Origin of the sequence: Fuerstiella sp., assembly GCA_022447225.1 — a bacterium.
Lineage (GTDB): Bacteria > Planctomycetota > Planctomycetia > Planctomycetales > Planctomycetaceae > S139-18.
On the sequence record JAKVAZ010000002.1, the window covers coordinates 49,464 to 72,395 of the forward strand.

Annotated in this window: 16 protein-coding genes; 6 read left to right on the top strand and 10 right to left on the bottom strand. The window is 52.0% G+C overall.

What is annotated here, in order from left to right:
* Window positions 1-126 precede the first annotated feature (126 nt).
* Entirely contained in the window at window positions 127-2,832 is a 2,706-nt protein-coding gene (locus tag MK110_02440) for a hypothetical protein (GenBank protein ID MCH2210132.1), read from the bottom strand.
* Window positions 2,833-3,171: 339 nt separating this feature from the next.
* On the opposite strand from MK110_02440, the gene topA reads away from it, so the two are divergent.
* The gene (topA, locus tag MK110_02445) at window positions 3,172-5,871 is read left to right on the top strand and encodes a type I DNA topoisomerase (GenBank protein ID MCH2210133.1); all 2,700 of its coding nucleotides are present in this window, start codon (window positions 3,172-3,174) and stop codon (window positions 5,869-5,871) included.
* Window positions 5,872-6,030: 159 nt separating this feature from the next.
* Here the strand turns inward: topA and MK110_02450 are convergent, their stop codons facing one another.
* Complete coding sequence (locus MK110_02450) at window positions 6,031-6,804, bottom strand: hypothetical protein (protein ID MCH2210134.1); 774 nt, start codon at window positions 6,802-6,804, stop codon at window positions 6,031-6,033.
* Window positions 6,805-7,094: 290 nt separating this feature from the next.
* Between MK110_02450 and MK110_02455 the strand changes: the two genes are divergently transcribed.
* A complete protein-coding gene (locus tag MK110_02455) occupies window positions 7,095-7,862 on the top strand; it encodes a 3-oxoacyl-ACP reductase FabG (protein MCH2210135.1) in 768 nt (255 codons plus the stop codon).
* A gap of 514 nt (window positions 7,863-8,376) precedes the next feature.
* On the opposite strand, the gene MK110_02460 is transcribed toward MK110_02455, so the two are convergent.
* Window positions 8,377-9,186 (bottom strand): inositol monophosphatase family protein, encoded by an 810-nt coding sequence (locus MK110_02460; GenBank protein MCH2210136.1) that lies wholly within the window; start codon window positions 9,184-9,186, stop codon window positions 8,377-8,379.
* Between the two features lie 255 nt (window positions 9,187-9,441).
* On the opposite strand from MK110_02460, the gene MK110_02465 reads away from it, so the two are divergent.
* Window positions 9,442-9,684: a hypothetical protein gene (locus MK110_02465; protein MCH2210137.1), complete on the top strand. Its 243-nt coding sequence runs from the start codon at window positions 9,442-9,444 to the stop codon at window positions 9,682-9,684.
* Window positions 9,685-9,715: 31 nt separating this feature from the next.
* Here MK110_02465 and MK110_02470 read toward each other — a convergent pair whose 3' ends face one another.
* The 3 genes from MK110_02470 to MK110_02480 all read right to left on the bottom strand — a co-directional run bounded on the left by MK110_02470 (window position 9,716) and on the right by MK110_02480 (window position 13,338).
* A complete protein-coding gene (locus tag MK110_02470; GenBank protein MCH2210138.1) occupies window positions 9,716-10,504 on the bottom strand; it encodes an SMC-Scp complex subunit ScpB in 789 nt (262 codons plus the stop codon).
* 69 nt (window positions 10,505-10,573) lie between these two features.
* Window positions 10,574-12,295, bottom strand: coding sequence for a hypothetical protein (locus MK110_02475; GenBank protein ID MCH2210139.1), 1,722 nt, complete (start codon window positions 12,293-12,295; stop codon window positions 10,574-10,576).
* Between the two features lie 272 nt (window positions 12,296-12,567).
* Entirely contained in the window at window positions 12,568-13,338 is a 771-nt protein-coding gene (locus tag MK110_02480) for a hypothetical protein (GenBank protein ID MCH2210140.1), read from the bottom strand.
* Between the two features lie 454 nt (window positions 13,339-13,792).
* Between MK110_02480 and MK110_02485 the strand changes: the two genes are divergently transcribed.
* The 3 genes from MK110_02485 to MK110_02495 all read left to right on the top strand — a co-directional run bounded on the left by MK110_02485 (window position 13,793) and on the right by MK110_02495 (window position 16,819).
* Window positions 13,793-14,602, top strand: coding sequence for a phosphodiesterase (locus tag MK110_02485; protein MCH2210141.1), 810 nt, complete (start codon window positions 13,793-13,795; stop codon window positions 14,600-14,602).
* A 68-nt stretch (window positions 14,603-14,670) separates the two neighbouring features.
* Complete coding sequence (locus MK110_02490; GenBank protein MCH2210142.1) at window positions 14,671-15,648, top strand: sulfite exporter TauE/SafE family protein; 978 nt, start codon at window positions 14,671-14,673, stop codon at window positions 15,646-15,648.
* 202 nt (window positions 15,649-15,850) lie between these two features.
* Window positions 15,851-16,819 (top strand): class I mannose-6-phosphate isomerase, encoded by a 969-nt coding sequence (locus MK110_02495; GenBank protein MCH2210143.1) that lies wholly within the window; start codon window positions 15,851-15,853, stop codon window positions 16,817-16,819.
* A 139-nt stretch (window positions 16,820-16,958) separates the two neighbouring features.
* On the opposite strand, the gene MK110_02500 is transcribed toward MK110_02495, so the two are convergent.
* From MK110_02500 to MK110_02515, 4 genes are all read right to left on the bottom strand, one after another.
* Complete coding sequence (locus MK110_02500; GenBank protein MCH2210144.1) at window positions 16,959-17,765, bottom strand: hypothetical protein; 807 nt, start codon at window positions 17,763-17,765, stop codon at window positions 16,959-16,961.
* Window positions 17,762-19,690 (bottom strand): BatD family protein, encoded by a 1,929-nt coding sequence (locus MK110_02505; protein MCH2210145.1) that lies wholly within the window; start codon window positions 19,688-19,690, stop codon window positions 17,762-17,764. Before MK110_02505 ends, MK110_02500 begins: the two co-directional genes overlap by 4 nt.
* Before the next feature lie 181 nt (window positions 19,691-19,871).
* Window positions 19,872-21,602 carry a hypothetical protein gene (locus MK110_02510; GenBank protein ID MCH2210146.1) on the bottom strand — a complete coding sequence of 577 codons (1,731 nt, stop codon included), beginning with the start codon at window positions 21,600-21,602 and terminating at the stop codon, window positions 19,872-19,874.
* A 270-nt stretch (window positions 21,603-21,872) separates the two neighbouring features.
* Window positions 21,873-22,880, bottom strand: coding sequence for a VWA domain-containing protein (locus tag MK110_02515; GenBank protein MCH2210147.1), 1,008 nt, complete (start codon window positions 22,878-22,880; stop codon window positions 21,873-21,875).
* Window positions 22,881-22,932 lie beyond the last annotated feature (52 nt).

Here is a 22,932-nt window from a genome sequence, read left to right on the forward strand (position 1 = left end):
ACGCCGGGCGTTCAGTCTTGCGACTGGCCCCGGATCATTTCCTGCAGTACGCCGGTTGTTGAACTCACCGACAGGCAAAGCGAACCAAAAAATTGCCAGGAAAATTTGAGATTACGGCAGACGGTACTAACCGGCATCGGCGTCCGGATCGACGTCGTATTTACGCCAAATCGCTCGTTCCCATTCGACGATCACGGGGTTCACCACATTTCCTCTCGTCAGTCCCATTACCGGGGTGCGACTAAAATTCATTTTTCCTTCAGCGGCAAACCGTTCGTGAAGTCCGTCCATTCCACTGTCCTCGGTGGGGAAGCGTCCGGTGACGTGCACCAGAAAATAGCGCGTCCGATCGAAATTGGGAACGATTCCCACTTCATCATCGTTCATGTCTTCAAAAACTGTTTCCATAAACTCATTGTCAATGCCTGTCAGAGTTGAGATGCCGTCAGCGAAGCGAATCGTTGACAGTTCCACCCGAGGCTGATTTGCCTGAAAACTTGTTGGCGGTGTCTGAGTTTGACGAAGCCAGGAAAATTCTTGTGATGTACGTACGGTGAGTGTTGCTGTTTCGTCTTCTCCGGTAATCGATTGCAATTCCAGCGTTGATGCCATGGACGTTCGAGCTTCGTCAGCTTTCGCCAATCCGTCCCTCACCATCTGAGCAAGCTGCTCGGCACGTTTTGTTAGAAGTTCCCGAGCCTGAACCCGTTTGATCGAAAGCACCACCTGTTCACGAACCCCAGGTTCATCCAGCGTTGCCGGGACATGAGGTTCGAAAAATTCGACCACCCAGTAGACGTAGTGGCGCTGGTTGTCGTTTTCTACCAGCGGACTGTCGACGGCCAATTGCGGCTGAAACAACTGGGTGTTATTGGCGGCTATGTCGTCCGGGCTGAATCGGGAAAAGACTTCGTATGCTGTTGAATCAGTTCCCCCACGGGCCTGGAATGCAGAACTCCCAGGCCTGACAGCAACTCCCAGCGGGTAGTCATCGGCATTGCTGAATTCCAAATATGATACCACGCGTGGCGTCACTGCGTAGGTGAATCCGTTTTCAGCGGCATAGGTTTTCATTCGTTCCAGGTATTTCGATGTGGTTTCTGCCATCTCGCGGCGTACGTCGGCTTCCGCTGCCTGGGGATCTTCGGCGAACTTTTGAGGACCGTTTTCGACAATTTTAGCTCTTTCATTGTTCCGTTCTGACTGCAGTGACTGCAGAAAACTCAGCCCTTCAGCTATTTTTTGATCGATGGCCTCACCGATGTGTTGGTCCAGTAATCTTTCATGAATCTCATTACGAAGCTCTTCATCGAGTTTGCGATACTCGCGGACAGGCTCTGTGGCCGAATCTTCTGAGGAGGATTCTGCATTCGGTTCTTTAGGAATTACGAGTGCCGGCGGAGTTTCGGATGTAGCCGGGGTTCCCGTTTCTTCAACGCTGTCCGTATTTTCTGCTGACTCGCCTTCCGCACCAGTCTGCTGATCTTCGGCAACGGTGGATTCATTGCCGTCTACCGGATCATCAATCGAAAACTGTCCCCCGTTTTGATCAGGATCCGCCGGAGCATTATCTGCCGGTGTTTCAGGCACCGCTGTTGTGTCTTCTTCGGTGGCTGATTCATTTTTGGTTTCTTCCGGCAAAGGTTGGTCGGTATTACCTGCGGTATCGGATGTATCCTGATTTGAGGATTCATCATCATCATTCTGTGTGGCAGGATCAGCGTCTGAACCGGGGGGCACGCCAATCGGAGTCTGATCGCCGGGAGTGTCGTCGAGTTCTGAGGGACTTTTGCCGTCAGTGTCCGTTTTCTCCGGAAGCACGATGGTGCTGTATTCAATCTCGCGATTTTCGGTGTAGTACGTTTCGATTTCTTCGTCGGTCACCGATGGAACTGTCGATTTCATGGAATCATAGTCCAGTTCCAGCCAGGCAATTGCCGCGCGCCCCGGGAGTAAGAATCCGGCCGATCCCGGTTCATCCTGGTTGGGTCGTTTGCCGGCAGCGGACGCAAACATTTTTTCAACCTCGGCATCCGACGGGTCGTCCACCTGATCTAAAAAAGCATCTACATCGAGTTCGGCGACGTCGATTGCCTGCCGCACATTCATTCGCTGAAAATAATCCCAGTACACAGCGGGTGATGGTGGCGCCACACTTCCATCCGGTACGAGTGTCCGGTAGGCAATTTCGTTGCGGATGTGTTCCCGCAGGATGTCATACAGGACTTCGGAACGAACCGGGCCTCGTTGATACATGAGAGCACGTCTGGCTTTACCGAAAGCTTCCCGGGAAAGTTTCTCAAATGTGTTTTTGTTGACGTATTCGGTGACCATTTCGTCTGTCACAACAATACCCAGCGCGTTTGCCTCTTCGTGCATCAATCGGCTGAACAGCAGGTCCTGCTCCCGTGTTGGCTGGCCAAATCCGAATTGCCGGGCAAACCGTCCGCTTCCATTACCCAAAGCCTCTTCGGTGGCGAGTCCCATAAATTGATTAGCAACCATTCGACGCTCGGACAGATCCTGCAGATCTTCCTGTTCGATGATTCCGAAACTTGTTGCGAGGACTCCGTCGGGGCGGTTGAATTCCGGCATCAGCAGGCCAAGCAGTGTGCCGAGAAGGGCTCCACCAATCCCCCATTGCAGCCAGCGCCCCGTAGTTAGTCCGGCAACGCCAAAAATAAGACCGCCGATCAGCAGGCCAAGCAGCCAGAAATTAGCCCCCTGCTGAGTAAAAAGAGCGTCCAGCGTAAATACAAGCATCGCCAAAATCACCAGCACAACCATCATGCCAGCCTGGTGTTTGCGAAAGAACTTGAAGGGGGATGCCATATGTACCGCTCTTATTCTGAATCTGCTGAAACATTGACAATTTTGCCACCTGGGTTGACAGGTTGGGGAAAAATGCCCTATTTCACCGCATTCGAGGTGGGACAGATGATGTCAGATCTGCCCCGCGTAATCGTTGGCGAAGCAATCAAGCCCAAGATTTTAGCTGGCCGGAGTGCTTAGGCAAGGTCAATCCAATACTGGAGTTACGTCAGTCTGACTTGTCCGCCTTCCCCGGTACTCTATGCTGTAAACCTGATTCTTAGTTTTCAATCTGTTTGTGCTCCGGCCGTCGGCAGGCTGGTGCGTTCTCCTGTTTCACACAACCAATGGCTCATCCGCATGGCTCCACGCAAGAAGGCACTCGTCATTGTCGAGTCTCCTGCGAAAGCAAAGAAAATCCAAGGATTCCTTGGTAGTGACTATGCCGTGCGTGCGAGTGTTGGTCATGTTCGCGATCTTCCGGCAAATGCGAAAGAGGTGCCTGCTGCGCTGAAAAAGGAGTCATGGGCTTCTCTTGGAGTCAATGTGGACAATGACTTCGATCCCCTGTACGTGGTTTCGACAGACAAGAAAAAAATCGTCAGGGAACTTAAGAGTCTGTTGAAATCTGCTGATGAGTTGATCGTTGCTACAGACGAAGACCGGGAGGGAGAAAGCATTGGCTGGCATTTGGTGCAGTTGCTGGCTCCCAAAGTTCCCGTAAAACGCATGGTGTTTTCTGAAATCACAAAGAAGGCGATTCTTGAAGCGTTGGCGGATACGAGAGACCTTGATGAGAATCTGGTTGCTGCTCAGGAGACTCGCCGTGTTGTCGATCGTCTGTATGGATATACGCTCAGCCCGCTGCTGTGGAAAAAGATTGCCCCGAAACTATCAGCCGGCAGAGTGCAAAGTGTGGCGGTACGGGTGCTGGTCGATCGTGAAATCGAACGTCTGAAATTCCATAGTGGTACGTTCTGGGACCTGAAAGCGACATTGTCTGCTCCGGACGGTGCTTCATTCGAAGCCGTGTTGCAGACCGTCGGTGGTCAACGAATTGCCAGCGGAAAAGACTTTGACGAAAACACTGGTCAGCTCAGGGATGGCTCGACGGTGCTGTTGCTGGAAGAAGCCGCGGCAGATGATTTGCAGACGCGTATTTCTGCCGGGTCATGGACTGTCACGAATGTCGAACAAAAGCATCAGACACGCCGTCCTTCGCCTCCGTTTACAACCAGTACGATGCAGCAGGAGGCCAACCGTAAACTTGGTATGGGGGCACGTGATGCGATGCGAACTGCGCAGAATCTGTATGAGGCAGGTCATATCACATACATGCGTACAGACAGCGTGAGTCTCAGCGGGGAAGCGGTCGATGCCGCGCGAGGTCGGATCGATGATTTGTACGGTACAGATTATTTGAGTCCTTCGCCTCGACAGTTCACGAGCAAGTCCAAAGGGGCCCAGGAGGCACATGAAGCCATTCGGCCGGCCGGTACCCAAATGAAAACCAGTGATGAACTGGGACTCAGCGGTCCGCAGCAGCGACTGTATGATCTCATCTGGAAACGCACCATGGCTACTCAAATGGCCGACGCTCGACTGAGATTCGACGCAGTCACGATCTCGGTGGACGATGCTGAATTCCGTGCCAGCGGACGAACGGTCGAGTTTTCCGGATTTTTCCGTGCCTACGTGGAAGGATCCGATGATCCGGAAGCCGCCATCGAGGATCGGGATTCCCCGTTACCACCACTGAAACAGCAGAACACTGTTGACTGCGATGGTGTGGAAGCGATCAGTCACGAAACAAAACCACCAGCCCGATACACCGAAGCCTCGCTGGTCGCCCGTCTTGAAGCAGAAGGGGTTGGTCGCCCGTCCACATATGCCAGCATTATCAGTACAATTCAGTCTCGTGAGTATGTAAATGCCAATGGCAAACAGCTGGTTCCGACGTTCAAGGGGCTTGCCGTCACCCGTCTTTTGGAAAACCATTTTCCAAATCTGGTGGATCTTGGATTTACAGCCGGTATGGAACAGACGCTGGACGACATTGCAGCCGGCAATGCAGATCGTCTTCCCTACCTTCGTCAGTTCTATTCAGGCAGTGACGGAATTGATGAACAGGTCAGGAAGAAAGAATCTGATATCGATCCCCGGCAGGCATGTACTCTTAAGCTGCACGGGATTGATGCTGACGTTCGAGTTGGTCGCTACGGTCCGTATTTCGAAAAGGTCGACGGTGAAGAAAAGCTGACAGCCTCGATTCCGAACACGGTTGCTCCTTCTGATTTGAGTAACGATCTTGCCGACCGGCTGATCGAAGAAAAGCAGAAAGGTCCGACCTCTCTGGGGATGCATCCGGAAGAAGGTCTGCCGGTGTATCAGCTGTCCGGTCCTTTTGGGCCCTATTTGCAGCTGGGTGAAGTGACGGAGGAAGTTCCAAAGCCCAAACGCTGCAGCATTCCCAATTGCTTCGATGTGCTCAATCTGGGCCTGGAAACCGCAATCGCACTGCTTGCACTGCCCCGGCGAATTGGCCATCACCCGGTAACCGGAAAGGTTGTGAATACCGGGATTGGTCGCTTCGGTCCGTATGTTCTGCACGACAAAGTCTACGCCAGTTTCGATCGTAAGACACATGTCAAGGAATTTGACGGTCAGTTGTACAACGTGTTGAACGTGACAATGGATGTGGCTGTTGACATGCTGAAGAACGTGAAAAAACGAGCTGCTCCAACGCCCGTTCGGGAAGTGGGTAAACATCCGGACGATGATGCTGTCATTGGTGTTTTTGAAGGTCGCTACGGGCCGTATGTCAAGCACGGCAAGATTAATGCGACGATTCCAAAGGGGCACGAAATTGATGATGTAACACTGGCTGAGGCATTGGAATGGTTGGAGGAAAAGGCCGCCAAAAAGGGCATCAGGAAGAAGGCTGCAAAGAAAACCGCGTCGAAAAAGAAAAAGGCCGCTAAAAAGACGTCTGCGAAGAAAAAGGCCGCAAAGAAAAAAACAGTCAAAAAGAAGTCCGCAGAAAAAAAGTCGACCGACTGACGTTTGCAAACAAACTTGGGTTTCCTGAATTTTCCTCGATTGGGACACGGTACGTGTCTGGCCTGTATAATTCAGCCGGTGAATGGCTCATAGGTGTTGATTCGGCCCCGGAAAAAGACAGGCTGAATCCAACCATCGGTGCGGACCGGGTACCATCAGTTAATCAACCGGTTTTAGCATCTCCACCGGCACATAGTGTTTCCGATACGCATGTCCGTCGGAATACGGTTCTCCGTCGTCAGCTCGTACCAACACCGTTGCTCTTTTTGTGACGCGATTGACTATGCCCTGCAGCGATTGTCCGTGAAAGTTGAATCGTACGAGAGTTCCCGGATGTATGCCGACGGTTGCGGCGGATTCTCGGGGAGTGATCAGGGTATGTTGGTGATCGGTATGACCGAAGACCCTCCAGGCGATTGACTGAAAACGACTCCGACTACAGCTGGAAGAATCCCAGCCAAGCAACTCCGCCAGATGTACCAGTTCATGCTCCATGACTCGCATCAGGGCGTCCAGTCGTGTTCGACATTCCAAACCGGTCACCCGAATGGTACGGCTTGTCTGATCGTTTTGAAAAGTTTGAGCCAGTAGCGTTGACGAGATCGTGATTTCAAATCGTTCGATCGGTGAATTGCGATTTTTTCGCCAGGAACCGGTCTTGCCGCCGGCTCGGGTCATACGCGGCGATACACGGAAATCAAGCGGTATGACGCCAAGGGCGTGCCGAAGCTGACTGTCAAAAAACAGTTCATCATAACGATCAAAAAGGCAGCGAAGATCTGCATCAGAAATTGTCGTGAAGTTGGGGGCGTTGACATGGACAGAATCCTGCAGAACCCGTGTTTCGATTTCATGATTGATGCACGATCGCTCGTTTGCGTCTAGATGCAGACGTTTGAGCATCGTTCGCAGGTCTTTCCCTGAAGCTGACATCCTGACAGTTCCTTATTACTCCGCAGAATTGACATGCAGACGTTACGGTCCGAAAGGCTATCGCACCTGGTGAGGGATTTCAGTTGCAGATACCTCAATTCTTAATCCGGTGACCTGAAACATTAAGGTGACGTCAAAGGGGCGTGGATGTGTGGTCCTGAGAGTCTGTTGAGATTACAGCGGAAACCAGCCAAGATGTCCGGAGATTGAGGTCCGGAAGCAATCGCAGTCTTACGAGGTTTTCGTATCTCTGAAACGTTCAAACAGACAATCTATTCAGGAATATTCACATGGCCGATTCAGACCTCGCGTTCTCTGACCGCACGATTCTGGTCACAGGCGGCTCAAGAGGAATCGGCAAAGCGGCCAGCCTGCGGCTGGCACGGGAAGGAGCCCGCGTTGCAGTCAATTACGTGTCTGATGAATCAAATGCCCGGGCAACCGTTGCTGAGATTGAATCCGGTGGTGGATTGGCTCTGGCTGTTCAGGGCAATGTTGCAGTTCCTCAGGAAGCGGCCAATATCGCTAAGAAAACACGTGCTGTTTTTGGCTCTGTTGACATGCTGGTCCACTCCGCCGGCATCAGTATCGTCGAGCACGCAACAGCCGTGACATGGGAAACGTGGCGGAAGACAATGGATGTCAATCTCGACGGAACCTTCAATATGGTTTATGCATTGAAGGATGAAATGATTGAACGTGAGTTTGGGCGTATTGTGCTGATCTCCTCAATTGCTGCATTGCGTGAACGCGAGAACCAGGTGCATTACTCAGCATCGAAGGCCGCTGTGATCGCGATGACTCGGTGTATGGCGCAGGGCTGGGCCAGACATAATCTTCGGATCAACTGCATCTGCCCCGGGCTGATCGAAACGGATATGGCATACACATTGTCTCCTGAGGCTCACGAATTGATTGTGAAGGCGACCCCTATGGGTCGTAAGGGGCAACCGGAGGAGATCGCATCGGTCATTCGTTTTCTGCTCAGTGATGAGTCCAGCTTTATGACCGGCCAGACGGTTGTCGCCAGCGGTGGACGTGTGATGATTCCGGGTTAGGTACGACATAACAACAGGCGATGCGCACCGATCCGCAGCTGTCACAAAATAGAGAGCTGCACTCTCCGCATATGTCCGACCCACGTTGGTCGTCGGACATAGATGTTTATTAACGGATGGAGTTTGTCATTCAGCTCACAGACCGGATCCTGACTGGGTGAGTCGCCCAGGAAGCAGTGCACAAATTCGACCATTCTCCTGTCGACCTGGGTCGAAGATTTGGCGGTTAAATGTTGAGCATTCAGGAAGGCCGGCGAAAGATGTTGACGATAGTTTCGGTGAGGGGATCCGCATCCCACAATTACGGAAAAGTCAGGACCCTGCGATCTGTGTGGTTTTTCAATATCGAGGACATCTACGTGGGCTCCAATTCGAAGTCTTCGGCAACGGATGTTAGATTCGATTATTGACTGTGGTTATGTACGCCGTGTGATCGCTTCGGTGTCGAACAGGTCTCAAATACAGGCAGCACAAGTGAATTAGCCTCTCGATATCCTGCAGCTGGTTACCGGGTTCAGGTGATATCTGTGGGAGCTGGTGCATCTTTCAGCAGTTCACGCAGCTCGTCGACTAATCCCGGCACACAGGAAACCCCGTCACCACCGAAAATGTTTTCTTCGAATTTCCAGTCTGTGCAGCTGCCGCCGGCTTCTCGCAGGATGGGTATCAACGCGGCAATGTCCCAGGGAGACATGACCGGATCGAGGGCAATTTCAGCCCGCCCTGTAGCTACCAGCATATGCCCATAGCAGTCTCCCCAGCCGCGTGCTAAACCGACCGTTTTCAGCAGATCGTCGAACACCTGTTGCCGGCCGCATCGAACGGTATATGTTGGTTCGGTCATCATCAGACGGGCGTCACATAGGCTGGACGATAACGAGACCTGGGCTCTCCGAGGTTTCTGGTCATCGATTTTCCACCACGCTCCGGCAGCTTCTTCCGCGTAGATGACTTCGTTCAGGGCCGGAAAACGACACACTCCCATGACCATTCGGTTGTTGAATTCGAGACCGATGAGTGTTCCAAACAAAGGAACTCCATGAATAAATGGCTTGGTTCCGTCGATTGGATCCAGTACCCAGCGGTATCCGGAAGACGTTGGAACGTCGTCAAATTCTTCACCCAATATTCCGTCGTCCGGGTATTGTTCTGCCAGTTCTCGTCTGATCAGCTGTTCTGCCCCTTTGTCGGCTATTGTCACCGGAGAATGGTCGGATTTTGTTTCAACTCCCAGGGTTTGTGACTGGTAGTGTTTCATGATCAGATGCCCCGCGTCCATACTGCAGCGGAGAGCAAATTCAAGACGAGAGGTATGCTGTGACATCTTTGGAGTTCAACTTACGGAAAAAACAGACGATTCTGCGGGGACTGGCCAGGATTCGAAACTAATGGATAAGCTGTCCCGGATTCCGTGGCGACGTTAGTGATTTCACCACGATATTGCAAAATCAATGTTTGATCCCGACGGGAACCATGTGGTTTCGCGTTGAAGAATCAACGATTGCTTGTCACAATGGTGACTTATATTAAGTTCGGTTTGGCCGGACGACACTTTCCCTCTAAGTGACCGTACTGTCTCATGGACCGTCAACGCATTGAACGCCAGCTCAAACTTGCCCAGGAAAAGCTCTCTCAGTGGGTCAAACAACTGGATGCTCAAAAAGTCGATGAAAAAACGCGGAGGAGAAACGCCAAGTGGCGGTCACTGGACGCGGATGTTCGCCAGTTGAAACGCCGGCTGATCGCAATTGGCGCGATTGAAGAACGCGAAGTCGCTGCTGAGCAGAGAAAAGCAGAGAAGTCCGGGGCGGCAGCCGAGTAACGCAAATTGCAGATGACAGGGCTGCAAAATTCTATTTGAAGGCAAAAATATCGGCCTGTGGCAGATCGTCTAAACTCTTCAGATTGAAGAGTTCCAGAAACCGATTGGTTGTGCGATAAGCGACATCGGAACGTTTGCTTCCCGTGCGTTCAACTTCAAGAAGTTGAAGCCGGATCAACTGACGCACAGCAGTCATCGGCTTGGCACGACCGGTTTCCGACACATCCTTTGCGTCGACGGGTTGATTCCAGGCGACAAATGCGAGCATCTCCAGAACTTCGGGCGCCAGCCGGATTTCTTTGGGACCGGTGCCGTAGACGTGGCTTTGAAGCTGTGTGAATCCTTCTCTCAACTGTAGCCGAAAACCTCCCTCATGAAGCCGTATTTCATACGGCCGGTTGTCCCGCGAATAATCCTGGTTGAGCTGATCAATAATCCTGACTGCCGCACCGGATTCGACATCACTTCCGATGAAACCCGCCAAACGTCGGGCAGTGAGTGCGACGTCACCACCCACGAATAACGCTGCTTCGATTACTTCTCTCGCGGTGACGCGTTCGTCCGACGTGGTTTCGATCGAGACCTCACCCGGGTTCTTCTGTAAATCTCGGGCCAGGTTCTCTCCAATTGATACGAATGCCTGCTCCTGATTTTCCGAGGCGGCTTCGCTTTGATCGGCTATTTCGTTGAACGCGTTTCCAACCTGAATTTCTGCTTCATCCAGCGCTGCCATGGCTTCACGGTACGCGAGTTCGATGTCGTCGGCGGGTTCCTCTGAGTGTTCAAATGACAAATCTTTGTGTTTTGAGGTTTCGGACATTCCTGACCCTCTGCGATTTGACCTTACCGGAAGATGTATCGTTCTCAGAAACGGAAATCGATTGGGCTGTTAGAGATCCAGAATCTCTTTCGTTAGTTGGGCGATTTGGCGGCCAAAGAATTTCAGGAGTCCTTTAGTCGTCTGCACGGTTCCCGCAATGTTTCCGTCGGAGGTGTTGACCGACAGATTTAAACGATCCGCTGCGTCCATTGCAGCGGACAATTGTTTCAGCCGAAGCAGATTCTCTCGCCATGCTGCTCGATCTTCAACGGCAGCAGGAAGCGGATGCTGTTCTGCCAGTTCATAGAGTCGACTGATCCATGGTGACAGTCCGATGTCCAGACTCAGAACCATTGGGGATTTTTGCCCACTTCCTGATTCGTCAATTTTGCTCTTCATCAATTCCTGTGAACCGGGACCGGTTGCCAGCCAGACCTGATCTCGACCCACACCCACGTAAAAGTCACTTTCAACGCCAAAAAAATCATCCACCAGATCCAAAAAACCGCCGGCCAACTGTACCTTATGGATGGTGATACCATCGGATGTGGCAATATTTTGATCGAAGGAATTGCCCGATCGAGCCAGCGGCAGTTGTTTAAGAGTTTCGGTCAGTCGGGCGGATCCAGGCGACGAGACCGCGCCGACCAGTGTAAACCGGGTTCCGTCGTGACTGGCTTCCACGAAGCCGTTGAGATGTCCACTCGCAAAGCCACTACGGAAAAGCGCGGCCACATCATCATAGATGATACGGGTCGCCTGTTTTTCTGTGTCCTTTAACGTCGTGGAACTATCGATGCGGTTGTGTATGTCTATCGTTAGCAAATCCAGAAACTCGCCGGCATTCTTTTGACGAAGGTCGTCGATCGAAACATTTAGTCGACCGGAGAGGACATTTTCTGCTATTGGCTGAATTTCCGCGAAAGCGTCGGGAGTCCGACCAATTTCATCAATTGATTCTGCCAGCGAAGTCTTTGGGATTCCGACAGAATCGAATGAGATCGACAGTGTGGATTTTTCTTGATTCAGATAGCCCGCGATATTGAATGCTGCAGCTTCGACATAAGTCAGTTCCAGCTCATCATACACGATCGACCATGTCTTCTTACGGAGATCAAACTCACTGGTCGATTCGGCTGGTCTCTGCCGGACAGCTTCGAGGTCTTTTTCCCGCATCACTTGGAATACATTGCGGCGATTGAGTTGACTGTCGTCACTGGTTTCAGTGTTGATCAGTGTCAACCGGGCCGAGGCCCCCTGTTCTTTGAGTTTCACAAATGCCGGTGACGGGTCTCCGGCAGACAGAACATCCTGTCTCACAACGTCGTGAGTTTCCGGAGTGCTGAGTGCCAAAGTTGCATAGTTTGAATTTTTCAGAAAACGAAGCCACCCGCGGTCCGGGCCGGCGTCCAGCAGAAAAAAACCAGGGGGATTCGGCTCCTGAAATGCTGGGAAACCTATGGATTCCAGATTCAGGAGGAATTCGTCCTGATCCGTATACCCTATCCAGATCAGATAATTGACCATCCCGGAAGCACTCAACACATCAATGCGAACCGGTTTGGAGGCAGCCATTCCGATCGAGATGTCCTGAAGAAATGCTTCCAGCTCTTCTCCATATGCCTGCTCGTCAGGCGGAGCCAGTCTGGTGAGCGACAGCAAATCCGCGGTGAGGCTCGTGATCCCGGGATGAGTGACGCTAATTTGAGGTTGATCGGTCTGGGCACATGTTTTGCCAGTTATCATCGTGGCAATCAGCACCAGCTGGAGTGTGGATTGGATTCTGTTCATGACGATGCAGTATTTCCTGTCTTCGCAGTCTGCGCTGTGTGCCAAAACTTTGCACACCCAATTCTATTCCACCATTGCAAGACAGGTAAAGTCTGTATCGTAGCCTGTTCGTTGACCAAACGGCGCGAATCATTGGCGGATACGAGGCTGCCGTTCTGCCAAATTTGTCGTACAGGACAGCAGACTGAGCCAGCAGAGTATTTCCTGAATTCGGTAGCTCACAGGTATCGACTGAAATCTGTCACTGCAGTTGCCTGAGTTCTTTTAGTTCCTCAAACTGTGGGTTTGGAAATGTCCTCGCGGCACAACTGCCCCTGTTCCGGGTTTGCATTGGGAATTCTCTCCGGAACAGGTACACGCTTTCGAAAGATGACGATCAGCGGCGTGTTTGAGCGAACTTTCTTGGATGCAGTGACTGCCAATGTGGCTTCAGCGGCCTCTACGGGAGTGCTGCCGGCAACAACGTCTTGAGACTCCATCAATGCGATCGATTGTGTGGGCTGACCTACGTCTGAGGGTAACGTCTCCACGAAGAGTTTCAGATCTGATTCGTCAACCACATACATGGCGCCAAATACTTTGTCGGACTTTGTCGGCACCTTCATTGCCGCCAGAAACATGGCTCTGATTTCTTCCTGGCTGCGACCATCAATGTTTTTAGGGTTCAACTCCAGTTGTTCCCGCTGATCGGCCAGCGAATCGAGGATGACCTGGGACGCGCTACCGGCAGTCAGCAGAAAGCCGGCAGAATACTCAGCACCTCCATCAACCTGAGAATGCAGCGAAGTGATCTCTGCACCACGTTGTTCTGCGGCACCCAGCATCTCACGAATGCCCGCTTCAACACCGGCGTCATCGGCAATGTTCACCACAACAAAGTAGCAACTTGCGGGATCCGGGCGAGCCCTGTTCAATTCACTCAGCGTTTTACTCAACTCCACGACGTTCACCGACCTGCGATCAGAATCAACGTCCTGTATCAGCTGAGGTGCGATGTACCAAAACGCGACGAGAATCGCGGCAACACCGGAGCCGACGGTCACCCACCCGTTCCAAGAAGTCCGGAATTGTCGCTGACTGAGAGATTTGGGTCGCGAAACCGATCCTAAGTCGTTGCGAACAGCCTTGACCAAATCGACGGACTTTACCGGTAAAGACTGAAGCTGTGTACGTACATCCGTCCACTCCTTTTCCCGTTTCGCTCTGAGTTCGGCCTGTATGTCCAAATTTCCGGAAAATTCACCATCAAATTTGGCGGACAACAGTTCTTCAGGATTGTTTTGACTGTCTGAATGCATTTTTGTTCAGAAATTGTGGATGCTGGCGCACACAGGGGCCTCAGAAATTACAAGGATACAGAGTCTTGTGGTGGTCGTTGAGTTCCCGGATTTTTGTGATTTACAGACAAAACGCAAAATTCCGACAGTTGAGGGGAGGGCTTTCAACGACCTGTATTTCGGTTTGAGAATATCGCCTCCTGATTCAGGCAGATGACCTATGACTGAATTTCGAATTCTGCAGCTGACCGATCTGCATCTGTTGAGTAATCCTGAATCCACCGTTATGGGAATTCCGACTCGCCTTACCCTGCAGGACGTTGTTGAGACGATTCTGCAACGCGAGAGTGAATTTGATCATGTTATTGTTACAGGTGATCATACGCATGATGAACGTCCGGAAAGTTACGATGCGGTTCGACGGATTCTGAAACCCTGGCGTGATCGGCTGGCCGTTGTTCCAGGTAACCATGACGACCGCGATGTCATGAGAACCATGCTGGGAGACGTTATTGGTCAACAAAATCCCGGCGACATTGATGGCGATGACCGGATCACGTTCATGCTGCATTACGGATCCTGGCTGTTGGTAGGACTGGACACTCATGTTCCGGGGCAGGTTTCCGGTCGCTTGGGTGAAGCACAGGCCGCCTGGCTTCACGAACGGCTTGCGGTTCATGGTGACCGGCCATGCATATTGTTTTGTCATCATCCGACTGTTGATGTTGGATCTGACTGGATGGATGCTATTGGACTGACCGACCGGGATCTGCTGGTCGATGTGGTGCGAGATCATCCTTCAGTCCGGTTGATTTGCTGCGGTCATGTGCATCATGAATTTGAAGGGTATTCCGGGAAAACGCGTGTTGTGACAACTCCTTCAACCGGACTTCAGTTTCGTCCGGAGGGAACACCATCGCGATTTGCTGATGATCCGCCGGGCTATCGCGTCATCGAGCTTTATGAAAATCAGCTGGAAACCTACGTTGCCAGACTTCCCCATGTCGAACACACTCCGCTTTGTGATTAGAACGCAGTTCGATCCTGTCTGTGTTCGAATCGGACGCTTTACTGAGTGAATCACCGACACGTTCTGCCATGGCCGAACTTAATACATCAACGTTGCTGCTGAGTGCGATTGCAGGTGGCATTGTCGGAATTCTGTCGGGTTTGTTCGGCATTGGTGGCGGATTTCTGCTGGTTCCGCTGCTGAATACGCTTCTCGGAATTCCTTTGCCCGTTGCTGTCGGGTCGGCGACCTGTTACGCACTTGGTCCGGCGACCACCGCTCTTCTCACCCGACGACCCACCCCGGGACTTGTGGAGTTGCCGCTGATTCTGGCAGGTGGCCTGTTCGCAGGTGTGTTCGCGGGGACCACTGCGTTAACGAATCTGGAATCTTTGCAGGACGTGAAACTATCCGGCCGGGCTGTCCCCGCAGTCGATCTGGTCGTGCTCAGTTGTTATTCATTGCTGATGAGCGGAATTGCATTTTTCTCACTATGCAGTACTACCCGATCACAACAGGCATCGCACAGGTCTTCATCCGGCGTGTTTGCCGGCTGGTGCACTCGTCCGAAGGTAACTATCCCGGATTTGACCCCATCGCACTATTCCATTCCGCTGTTGGCGACGCTGGGATTTGGAGTTGGGTGTTTTTCGGGATTTCTTGGCATGAGCGGTGGATTGATTCTGATTCCGGCGACCGTCTATCTGCTTGGCCTGAAAGTACGCGATGCAACAACAGTGACCGTCGCCATTGTCTGGATTGTTTCCTGTCAGGCCTGTGTTCTGCATGCGTTGCACCACCGGGTGAATCTGTGGCTTACGATTGCTCTGCTGGTGGCAGGACCAGTGGGCGCCCGCCTTGGGGCAGAATTAGGCATGCGTTTGCAGGGCCGGCAACTGCGGATCGGATTTGGCCTTATGGTTTTATGTGCATCGTTGCTCGTCTGGTTCAGACTGTGGAATCTTGTATTCTTTTCTCAGGAACTTCAAACTGCCCGGGAACTTTGCCCCTGGGAAACATTTGTAAATATGAGCATGTTACGAAACATTGGTCGCTTTGAAATCTAAAGCTCACTGGAGAATGCAGCATCAGTTTTTTCGAGTTGCTGACGCCGGTTGCCATCATGGCAAACTTAACGCGAGATGTCCTGCCGAATGTTCAGCAGGCAGACAAAACCGTTCGGTGAACGCTTTGTTGTAATCATCTGACCGTGATCACACCCGCAATGATGTGGATAACCTGTCAACTGTAATGACAGAGTGGGATTCTATGACACCTCTGACTTTCGTACCGCTATTTAAGCGAATTCGCTGGGGAGGAAGACGCCTCGGAGAATTACTGGACAAAGACATCGGTCCTGAGACGGACTATGCGGAAAGCTGGGAGATTGCTGACCACGGAACGGATCAAAGTATTGTTGCGAATGGTCCTGAATCTGGAAAGACGTTGCGCCAGTTAATGTATGAGTCGGAGACCACGCTGCTTGGCCGCCACGCCGGGCTGGATCAGTTTCCGTTGTTAATCAAGTTTCTGGACGCCAATGACTGGTTGTCTTTGCAGGTTCATCCGAATGACGAACAGGCGAAGCATTACGGCTGTTCAGAACAAGGAAAAACGGAGGCATGGATTATTATAGACGCTCAACCGGACAGCCAAATTTGTGCCGGACTCAAGTCAGGTGTTGGTCGAGATCAGCTTTCGCGACATCTGCAAAACGGTACGATCGAACAGTGTCTTAATCTGTTTCATGTCAGGGCAGGGGACTGTGTTTTTGTCCCGGCCGGTACGGTGCACGCTATCGGACCAGGCATTGTGCTGGCCGAAATTCAACAGCAAAGTGATCTCACGTTTCGTCTGCATGACTGGGGCCGTCGGGGCACAGACGGCAAGCCTCGAGAAATTCATGTGAAGCAGTCATTCTCCTGCACTGACTTCCGGCGCGGTCCGGTGAGGCCCGTGGTTCCCTCGATTCTTTCCAGCGGCGAACATGTCCACGAAGAACTTGTGCGCAACCACTACTTTGTGGTTCAGCGCCACATCACTGATCAGCAGTTCCGGATTCCGTTAAACAATCAATTCCACATTCTCATGGTGTTACACGGCAATGTTGGAATTGACTCATCCGATGCGGTCTGTTCCCTGGCACGTGGATCCACTATGTTGATTCCGGCTGCGATTGACAGTGTCTTAATAAAGCCAGATGAACGTTCGACGATTCTGGACATCTTTCTGCCGTGATACCTTACAGGCAACTGACCAGCGGCCCGGATCACCTCGTTTCGTAACAAATGTCCCTGCCCGCAGCTGCGCTCGTTGGTTTGGGCATTCACCTCACCGGATCCTGAGCTGATTTCCAGCCGGAATACTTTTGAAGGTGTTAATAGGTCACGGCTGCCCGAGCAGAAATCCACGCAGTACCCAGATTCGTGATGTGTACGTTGAGCCAGTCTGCCCGTTTTTCAAGTACGACGAATTCAGTCCCCTCGGTGAGTGGCTCCGTGAATGCACTTTCATACGATTCTGAGTTGCCCTTACGAGCGTGCACGCTGTCCTGGATGATGACTCCGTTAATCGTTCGGTCATAACGATGCCAGTCCCAGGCCGCCGATACGGCAATCACGACAAACAGAAACCCGAAGATCAGTGCCGGCCGCCGTCGGATTCGGAGTCGGGAAAACAGTGTGCCCGGAACTGCTGCAGTGAATGTGGCGATCAGAAATACCGTTGACAGCAGGAATTTTTCGGGGTAGCTCAGCCAGTTTTGCCAAAACAATACATAACCGGCCAGGCCGGTCTCCCGGGTCACAGACGCCTGACTGTGGCAGGCAGTGATGGCGCTTTGCAGATTTGCCCTGAGATACGGATCGCGAGGCCGATATCGCTGGGACTGACGCCAGGAAGCAATTGCCCGGCCTGTTTTTCCTGCACGCATCCACGCATTGCCCTGATTGTACAATACCACACCTGAAATGAAGCCATTGGCCAGGAGTTCTTGGTACTGGCCGGCGACTCGAGAGAATTCGTCCCTCGAAGAAGCCAGTGAGAACGCGGATTCGGCTGTCTGAAATCTTTGCACCGTCTCCGGTTCAGGATGACTTTCGCAACCCGCCGAGTACACCATCACCAAGCCAATGATCCTGATCGACGACGAACTTAGCCACTTTGTGTTTTGTACCGGCGTCACGATGAACCACTCCCTCGACGACCAAGTGCGTCGACAACCTGTCGGATTAGCTGTCTGGCTTCATCGACCAGGAGGGACACATCATCACTTGCTGCACCGTATCTTGCAGCGTCACAGTTCTCCAGTAATTTTCCGACCTGAGCCGTCACACCTGAATCCAGTCTCATACGGGTTAATTCAACTGCGGCATCACGAGCCGTGAGTCCTCCTTCAGGAAGATCGGCCCACGCCGCAACCACTCCCGTAATTGCCCGATGAATCGAATCGCAGCCACGAACTGAATCTCCCTCCAGTAATTGAGACTCCGCTGTTCGCAAACCGGCTTCTGCTACTTCTGCTGCCCTCCTTCGTCGTTTTAAAGTCGGGTCACGGTACCGCTGCCGAACGTAACCGACCCCTGCCGTCATTCCAAGCCAGCTAAGCACCATGATGCCCCACGCGGCAAACCATTGTACCGGATCAACCTGTTCATTACGCAGCGCGTTCGGATTCGACACGTTTGCAAACACTCCGCCGGCACGGCGTTGCGGTCCCGCGGATGAGGAAGTTCGAGATTCGGATGACGCGACAATGTCTGTTTCAGACAGTGTTTCAGTTTCACTCACCACAATCGGAATCGTATCAGTCTGCAGGGTCACATACTGTTCAGTTTCTACGTCAAAATAAGACACTGGTATGGACGGAAATTCTGTCACAGTGGTGTGCAGCGGCCTGAGACTGTAGATAAATGTTCGCGTGTTTTCGGTGGACGTCAGTGTCGCATCGTAGGTGCGAAAGTTTTCAACAACACTCAACATCCCTGCGATCTTCGGCGGGTGCGTGTTTTCCAGAGAACCCTGACCGGACAGTTGAACCGTCAATGTTACGGGATCCCCCACCCGTACGGCAGAAGGAGCCAGATCTGCATTCACGGTCACGGTCCCCACAGCACCAATATATGACTCCGGTTGTCCGTTGACTGGAACGTCATTCACTGTCACTGCAATGTTCTTTGCCACAGCATAGAACTCTGTACCTGTGATTCGGTCGTTTTGCAGCGAGTCTGCAAATGTACCCTTTAGGCTGACCGATCCCAGGTCAAACAGACCTGGACGCTGCGAAACAAACGTACGCTGAAACTTGTATTCCATATAATTCATGTCATTGTCGGAAAGATCTTTGCGGACTGCCTTTCGGGGAGACGGGTGAAAACCGGCCGCGCGGTTTTCGAAGAAAGAAAAAGCAGACGACGACCCGATATTATTGATTTGAAATCCGTGACCCCGCCGACTCATGATCGGCTCGAGAATCTGCTGCCAGCGCTGCTGCGGCTGGAGATTTTCCGCCAGTTGATTGTCGTCCATCCATGGGATGCTGAGTACAGGGGGATCCTGTTGTACGGTAAGCGGATCACGGTCATTGAACGGATCGGGTAATTCCTTCACAGCGATCACCAGAGACACCGTGAACGGCTGCGTCGGATATACGTTCAAGCGATCGACGCTGTAGTCGAGAATCACGGTATCCTGTGCCTGGGGTGCCACAACGCGAACTTCAAGTTCACGGCCTTTCAGGGTTTTGCCACCGACGATGGCGACGGGTGCCGGAATCGTCAGCTCTCCGCTTTTCTTGGGAGTGAGTCGATAGCTGTACTGCTGCCCTCGGCGAATAATCTCACTTCTTCGCCCGTTGATGATTGTGATGTGACTCGAATTCAGTGATCGCGTACCGAGTGACGTTACCTCGAATTCGCCAAAGCCCTCCAGGTCTGGTGCCGACGGATTCTCCACGTGATTCAGTGTGACCTGATATAAGAATGATTCACCTTCAAAGATTTGTTGCCGATCTGTTTCTACAAGCAGTTCCGGTGACTGCGCCTGTACGGTTCCGAGGATGGAAAAGACCACCACGGTTTGAATGACCGACTTGAGGGGAATCGTATTCACTGGGAGACAAACGGGATTTCAGGACGAGATCGATGTCTGTTTGATGTATGATTTACGAGTTGCCCTCAGGCCAGGTGAGGGCGGACGACTGACACAAAACTCTCTGATTAATCAGGTCAAATATTTGGTGGTGCGATCGTATTTACGCTGCACCGAATCTGTCGGTATGACAGGACGGTCGTTACCAGTCTCTCTCAACCCGAATAATGCTTCCGAGAATTTTTCGGAGCTCCTTTTCACGTTTTCGATGTTCTCGTTCGCGTTCTCTGGCACGACGCAGTACGGATTCAGCCTGCTGTTGTGACGATTTACGCTGTTGTTCCTTCTGGTCGTTCTGCTGATCCTGCTGCGACTGATCTTTCTCCGCAGAATTCTGCTGCCGGTCGGGGTTGTCGTTGCTGTGATTTTGGTCATCCTGCTGCTCATCCTTTGAATCTTGATCGGCCATCGGCCGGGCAATTTCCTTCAGGAGTCGCAGCGTTTCTTCCTGTTCCGTCAGGGCCGGATTTATGGTTCCGGAGACGAGATGTTCCTCCGCTTTAGTGGAGTGTTGTTCAACCTGCGGACCCAGATCAATTGCTTTTCTGAGCGATTTCATGAGCGATGTCAGCCGGGTCGAAGGATCGGTCAGAGGCGGTTGCTGCTGAGGATCATTGTCGGGGGCGGCTTTGAGTTTGTTAGATGTTTGAGCCTCTGTTTCCTTAATCTGAGCCTCAACCTGTGGCAACTCGACTTCTGCCTTGAGACTTAGGAGCCGTCCCCAGTCCGAAATTCGTGATTGCTGCCAGGCGAATTCTTCAGCCTTGTCAGCAGCGATTTCTCGGGATTCACTCCGTTCGGCATCAGGGTTTGAATCGTTATTCCTGTCTGACAGGATCTGTGATTGGTCACTATGTGTCGATTCTGATGACTGGATGATTTCGTCAGATTTCTGAACCAGCTGTTCCTGAACATTTGTTGCCTGCTCAAGTATTTTGATGAACGGTGCCAGGACCATGTAGATCTCATTGAGCTGGTCCAGTGTGTCTCTTTGTGTTTGTTCTGATTTCTTCAAGCTGGCGATCTGCAGTTGATCTGCCGCCTTCAGCATGTTGTTTCCGGCGTTGTCTGCCATTTGATTCAGTACGTTTAATATCTGCTGGTGTTCGTTATCCTGGGAGGGTTGCGGACCTGACTGTTTCTGCAGTTCTGCTGCGAACTTTTGTTTCAGCGGTTCCGTTTCTTCCTGCAGCCGGCGTTGAGAGTCTGTTGTCTCTTTTATTGCCTGCCGTTTTCCTGGGGAATCATCTTCCTGATTCAGTATCCTGGTGACTGTTCGTAATCCAACCTGCTGCTGTTCTATCATCGCCAGAAATTCCAGTAAGTTCAGTTCCTTCCGTGCGGTTTCCCGGTCCCGTTGTTTCCACCGGGACCGGATGTGTTTGATGTACAGTCGAATCAGTTCGAGGTTGTGTCTGGCTTCCGCGTGAGTGAACTCCATCCGCAGACAATCCCGGTAGTGTCCAACGGCTGACAACAGACCGGAAATCACTTCGTCGCGAGTTTCCGGATTTACGTTGACAGGGTCATTACCCAGCATTTGCTTCGCATTCATCCCGGCCAGATTTCCGAGATTGTAGTGAGCGTCTGCAGACAATCCGGTTTCACGCGCAAGTGCCGCCTGCTGAAACAGGTCCTTTGCCTCGTCAGATTTGCCCTGAGCAGTGAGGGTACATCCCTGATCGAAGGCAATCGTGGCGTTGTCGGGTTGAGATGAATCAGCCGCTTCAAATGCGTTTCCTGCCTCAGTGTATTCACCCGCTTTGAATAGTCGGATTCCTTCGCGGACTTTGCGGACTGCGACGGAATCCCACACAGCACCCGAACTACCGGCCACCAAAAGGCAGATCAGAAAAATTTGGACCGGTTTCATAGGAACATCAACTAAAAGGAAGGGCGAATATTCAGAAGCCATCCCGACTCACAGCGTATCTATGCTACGGACTTATGCAGAGACCGTGGTTATGTAAAACCTGTACTGCGGTACGTTAAGTGGTCTCGCTGCTACAGTTGGTTGGTGAGAGTGTTGCCGCATCACAATGTATCCGGCGGTGATTTTTTGAGGCACGGGATCCGAATTCGTGAATCCGAACTTCGGGGTGTTCCAAATACGTTTGGTCTGCTGAGAATAAAAACTGATGACTCAGGCTTTTGACATCATACTTTCGGGAATCGTTTGCGCCACCATAAGCAGAATCAAACCCACGATTCCGAACACCTGAAACTGTTCCTTAAATCTTCGGCGATGTGTTGACTGGAATTCGCCACGAACCAGTCCGGCCAGGTTGTCTTCGTAGATCTGCCCCAGATCATACGCCCGGGTTCGGGCCGGAATCCAGGCTCCTGATGTTGTCGTTGCCATTTCTTTGAGCAGCGATTCATTCATTTTCGACCAGACCTCCTTTCCTTCATCCTGTGTGTAGGCGACTGAGCCGTCTTCATTTCGTCGAGGAATACGAGCTCCTTCATCCGTATCCCCCAACCCAATTGAAATGATACGAATACCACGTTCACCTGCCTGTTTTGCGGCTTCGAGGGGAAATGATTTGTGATCTTCCCCGTCTGTGATCAGCACGATAACCTGATCACGATCGCCTCGTTCTTCCAGGGATTCCATACCCCGACGAATGGCATCCCCAATAAGGCTTCCGCCACGAGGTGCTGAACCTGGCTCGACGTCGTCGAGCGCCATACGAAAGAACCCCTGATCTGTCGTCAGCGGTACCAGTTCGACAGGTGCACCGGCAAAAACGATCAGGCCAATCCGATCTCCTTCCAGTCTGGGCAGCAGGTCCAGAATATCGGACTTTGCTCGTTCCAGACGATTTGGTGCAACATCTTCAGCAAGCATGGAACGGGAAACATCGAGCAACACGAAGAGATCCGCGCCTCTTGCGGAGACCTGCTCCACCACAACTCCGAACTGTGGTCGTGCTGCGGCAACGATCAACAGGCCGGTTGCGAGCATCAGTAGTGTTGCACGAGTCACAAGACGTGTGGGCGATGAGCCGGGTATCAGGCGTTGAGCCATCGAAGGGGCAGCAAACTGCAATGCTGCCAGCCGTCGTTTTCTATGCGCATAAAACAGGACTGATCCGACGCAGGGAACCAGCCATAACGCAAACAGAACATTCGGACTTCCCCAGGACACGTGAATTGTCTCTTTGTAGAACTAACAGACGGGAATTCGAATCGCCGACGGA

What these genes read in the sequence shown, in the direction of transcription:
- topA (MCH2210133.1), top strand. Translation starts at nt 3,172, where the DNA reads ATGGCTCCACGCAAGAAGGCACTCGTCATTGTCGAGTCTCCTGCGAAA.
- MK110_02465 (MCH2210137.1), top strand. Translation starts at nt 9,442, where the DNA reads ATGGACCGTCAACGCATTGAACGCCAGCTCAAACTTGCCCAGGAAAAG.
- MK110_02470 (MCH2210138.1), bottom strand. Translation starts at nt 10,504, where the DNA reads ATGTCCGAAACCTCAAAACACAAAGATTTGTCATTTGAACACTCAGAG.
- MK110_02495 (MCH2210143.1), top strand. Translation starts at nt 15,851, where the DNA reads ATGACACCTCTGACTTTCGTACCGCTATTTAAGCGAATTCGCTGGGGA.
- MK110_02460 (MCH2210136.1), bottom strand. Translation starts at nt 9,186, where the DNA reads ATGTCACAGCATACCTCTCGTCTTGAATTTGCTCTCCGCTGCAGTATG.
- MK110_02490 (MCH2210142.1), top strand. Translation starts at nt 14,671, where the DNA reads ATGGCCGAACTTAATACATCAACGTTGCTGCTGAGTGCGATTGCAGGT.
- MK110_02440 (MCH2210132.1), bottom strand. Translation starts at nt 2,832, where the DNA reads ATGGCATCCCCCTTCAAGTTCTTTCGCAAACACCAGGCTGGCATGATG.
- MK110_02510 (MCH2210146.1), bottom strand. Translation starts at nt 21,602, where the DNA reads ATGAAACCGGTCCAAATTTTTCTGATCTGCCTTTTGGTGGCCGGTAGT.
- MK110_02455 (MCH2210135.1), top strand. Translation starts at nt 7,095, where the DNA reads ATGGCCGATTCAGACCTCGCGTTCTCTGACCGCACGATTCTGGTCACA.
- MK110_02485 (MCH2210141.1), top strand. Translation starts at nt 13,793, where the DNA reads ATGACTGAATTTCGAATTCTGCAGCTGACCGATCTGCATCTGTTGAGT.
- MK110_02475 (MCH2210139.1), bottom strand. Translation starts at nt 12,295, where the DNA reads ATGAACAGAATCCAATCCACACTCCAGCTGGTGCTGATTGCCACGATG.
- MK110_02450 (MCH2210134.1), bottom strand. Translation starts at nt 6,804, where the DNA reads ATGTCAGCTTCAGGGAAAGACCTGCGAACGATGCTCAAACGTCTGCAT.